This is a genomic window from Bacillus sp. NPDC057893, assembly GCF_042796455.1.
Lineage (GTDB): Bacteria > Bacillota > Bacilli > Bacillales > Bacillaceae_G > Bacillus_A.
Map to the genome: position 1 here is coordinate 1 of NZ_JBHVNG010000033.1, position 2,555 is coordinate 2,555.

2 protein-coding genes are annotated in these 2,555 nt (G+C 33.5%); both read right to left on the bottom strand.

The window, feature by feature from the left end; genetic code table 11:
- Positions 1 to 368 precede the first annotated feature (368 nt).
- On the bottom strand, positions 369 to 1,100 hold the full coding sequence (locus tag ACFVQC_RS30090) for a DsbA family oxidoreductase (protein WP_377896375.1): 732 nt from the start codon (positions 1,098 to 1,100) through the stop codon (positions 369 to 371).
- Between the two features lie 185 nt (positions 1,101 to 1,285).
- Complete coding sequence (locus ACFVQC_RS30095; protein WP_377896376.1) at positions 1,286 to 2,245, bottom strand: alpha/beta hydrolase; 960 nt, start codon at positions 2,243 to 2,245, stop codon at positions 1,286 to 1,288.
- Positions 2,246 to 2,555: the final 310 nt, after the last annotated feature.

The following is a 2,555-nucleotide window of genomic DNA, read 5'->3' on the forward strand; positions in this document are numbered from 1 at the left end:
CAGGATCAAACTCTCCAATAAAGTTAGTTTGTCTAGCATCTAAAAATAAAAATTGACGTTTACGTTGTTTGTTTCGTTCAGTTTTCAAAGAACTTCTTTGTCGCTCATTTGCGACTTCCTTATGTTAACATCTTCGTTAGTTAATGTCAACTAAGTTTTTTATTTCGTTTGCCGCGTTCTGCGTTATTGCATCGGCGACTTGTTCTATATTACACTTATAAATAATAATAGTCAATGGATTTTTATAAAAAACTTCATTTTTTATAAATCTCATTTATATTACCAAGTTATCTATTTAAATATCTCTTCTATACTTATATATAAGCAACCCATATAACTCCCTATGGGTTGCTATTCCATCATAAAAACTATTGTTCTTTTGAAGGGATCGAACAACCTCCATCAGTACAAGACATATCGCTTCCTTCTTCTGATGAAAACTCTTGTAACTTAGGTGCGCGATTCTCTTCTTCCCACACTTGCTGAAGTGCACCAACAAAAGTTTCAAGTGGTTGTGCACCTGAAATAGCATACTTTTGATTAATAATAAAATAAGGCACTCCCGAAATTTGATATTGCTGAGCAATCGCTTCATCCACTCTAACATCATTTGCATATGCACTTTTATTATTAATAACATTTAAAACCTCTTGCTTATCTAGACCTGAAGCTTCAGCAATAGTAACGAGCGTATCCACATCACTTAAATTTTTCGATTCAGTAAAATATGCAAAAAGCAGATTTTCCGTAATCTCTTTTTCTTTTCCTTGATCCTTTGCAAACTTCGCCAGACGATGCGCATCAAAAGTGTTTGTCGGCTTCATCTCTTTAAAATTAAAATCCAAACCCATACTAGCTGCATGATTTCCTAATTGTATATTATTACGCTTAGCTTCTTCAATACTAATCCCATACTTTGATGCAAGTACTTCATTAATACTTGTTCCAGAATAGATTGGAGCATTTTGGTCTAATTCAAAACTTTTAAACTCAACTTCAACATCCTTCTTATGTGGAAATTGCTCTAAAGCCATTTCTAATCTACGTTTCCCAATATAGCAAAATGGGCATACAAAATCTGACCATACTTCAATTTTCATAGAAACACCTCATTAACATGTAGTTTTCAATCATTGTAGCACTGGTACTAAAGAATTCAAAAATTTATGCTTCAAGCCTTATATACTACAACCTAAAATGAATTTACGAATAGAAAAAAACGATAATCAAAAGTATAAAAACACTACCTTCTGATTATCGTATATACAACTCTAAAACAATCTAATTATGCTGGAATATATCTCCCCACGAACTTCCATACGGTATTCCAATATTTATTCGAATCTACCTTTTCAGCCTCTCCATGTCCAGCACCTGGAACAATTAATTTCTCTTTTTCTACTTTTGCAGCATTATATACTTCATCTAACATTCCATAAGGAACGAATGTATCAGCATCCCCATGAATAAATAGCATAGGTGTTTTACTTTTCGCCACTTGTTTTATAGCTGAAGCTTCTTCTAAATCATATCCAGCTCTTAATTTTGTCACTGTATTTGCTGCATTCATAACAGGAAACTTCGGCAAGTGGAATAAATCTTTTAGTTGATAAGTAAATTCAGCAATAACAGTTGAGTATCCACAATCTTCAATAATAACTTTAACGTTAGCTGGTAAATCTTCACCTGAAGTCATCATTACAGTTGCTCCACCCATTGAAACACCAAATAGTGCTATTTCAGCATTCGGATCTTTCTTTACAATTTGTTGAATCCAAATCAAAATATCTTTACGATCATGCCAGCCCATGCCGATATAATCGCCTTCACTATTTCCATGCCCACGAAGATCTGGCGCTATGACGTTATAACCCTGTTCATAAAATTCCCGGATATATTTCGTCATTTTCGATGCCCTGCTATCATATCCATGAACTACAATTGCCCATTTATGGCTAGATTGTTCATTCATATATTCATAACCTGTTAATTTCAACTTATCGAAAGAATTTATGTTCAATGTATTAGGTTTATGATTTGATACAAAGTTCGCATCCTTTTCTTCATTTGTAGCCAACACACCTCCCGATGCGTTCACTGTTTCTACTAAGTGAGGATTATCCTCTAAAAATTCTTTCTCTTGTTTCGCATTCAATGCATAATTATAAAAATAATTCCCGACTAACATATAAGCAATTGCTAGAAGGACTAAAACTACTATGGTAATTACACCTATCTTTTTCATATTATCTCCTTTTTCAAAATTAAATCTTCTTATATTCAAGTACTTCAAAAAACAACTGCACTATCTTAACACACTGGCAGATCACTTCTACAAAAAATAAAATAGAAAATCTTAAACTACACATCGAAAATGATGAAAGAAATTGAATATGAGAAGATTAAAAGAATAAGGATTACTTACAACTTAAAATGGTACTTGCGGCTGATAAGAAGTTATAAACACAAAAAAGACGAGTCATTCTGACTCGTCTTACAGTTGCTTGGCGACGTCCTACTCTCACAGGGACAAGGTCCCAACTACCATCGGCGCT